This window comes from Methylicorpusculum sp., from assembly GCF_030651835.1.
In the GTDB taxonomy this organism is placed as follows: Bacteria; Pseudomonadota; Gammaproteobacteria; order Methylococcales; family Methylomonadaceae; genus Methylicorpusculum.
This window is the reverse complement of the sequence record NZ_JAUSBX010000021.1, coordinates 1-1,070: the sequence shown is the minus strand read 5'-3', so window position 1 is coordinate 1,070 and position 1,070 is coordinate 1. Positions and strand designations below refer to the sequence as shown.

The 1,070-nt window shown below is 56.8% G+C and carries 1 protein-coding gene; it reads right to left on the bottom strand.

Features of this window, described 5'->3' with window-relative positions; genetic code table 11:
- Positions 1–25 precede the first annotated feature (25 nt).
- Entirely contained in the window at positions 26–1,063 is a 1,038-nt protein-coding gene (locus Q7V32_RS02610; protein ID WP_304895436.1) for a transposase, read from the bottom strand.
- Between the last annotated feature and the right edge of the window lie 7 nt (positions 1,064–1,070).

The following is a 1,070-nucleotide window of genomic DNA, read 5'->3' as shown; positions in this document are numbered from 1 at the left end:
AACCTAAAAAGAGCGGTTGAATCCACTAAGCAGGCGCTGACAGGCATTCCGGCGACTGCAATTGACGCCCCTTGAGATACTTAACCAGCGCTAAACTCAAGATTCGGTACCAGCGCTGGATCGCTGTCAACTGCTCCGCAGTTGACCGAAGCTCTCTGAAGAACGCGGCAATCCTGCGATAGTGTTGTTCGACTTTTTCAGCTTCGGCGTGCGTGCTGCTGATGGTCAAGCGGTTTTGACCGGCATGACGCGTCTGTTTGCCGATCGCATACAGCATCAACGGGCGACTGGTGATGGCCTCGGTATGTTGATCCGGATTGGCCAATCGAACGAACAAGCTCCACCAGTTATAAATCAGTGCGGTGATTCTGGCCATCGTGCGGCAACGCTTCAAATCTTGGGTGGTAAAGCCACCCCAGCCCCAGTGATTTTTCAATTCGTCGAAGTTGTTCTCGGCATCGGCGCGGTCTCGGTACAGCTGGGCGATGCTGCGGATTTCGTGAGCCAGTGACGTGATCAATACACTGTATTCGTAGACATCCACCTGATCGCTCAACTCGGCAAAGCTGAGTTGTTCGGGGCCGTCTTGCGCTCGGCTCATCACCGCCAAGTCTTTTTTGATACGCCGACGTAAGACGATGGCGCGCCGGTTCCGGCTCCAGCCGGTGAGACGCAAGGTCGATTCGGCCCCTTGCCAACCTTGGCCTGCGTCTATCCAGTCGTAGCCGCGCATGAGCCGGTCGACGAGGGTCCGCGTACCTTTGGTCAGGCGCAGTTTGAACAAATACGGTACGCCTCTCTGTTCTGCCTCACGCATATTGGCTTCGGTGCCCCAGTCGCGGTCGCCTCGGATCAACGCCGGCCAGTGCTCACGCGGCAGGCGTTCCAGTAATGCCCATAACCCGGGGGCACTGTGCTTGGACGCGACTTGTTTGCCGCTCCGGACTTCCACATCCAGAATCAAGCGCAGGTTGGCGATCATATAAGTGTGGTAGGTGTGCGACGGGCGTCCCGGTTTATGCGGGTTGTAACCGACTTCTGCGCCTTCCTGCTGGCCGTAAATCGTCTTT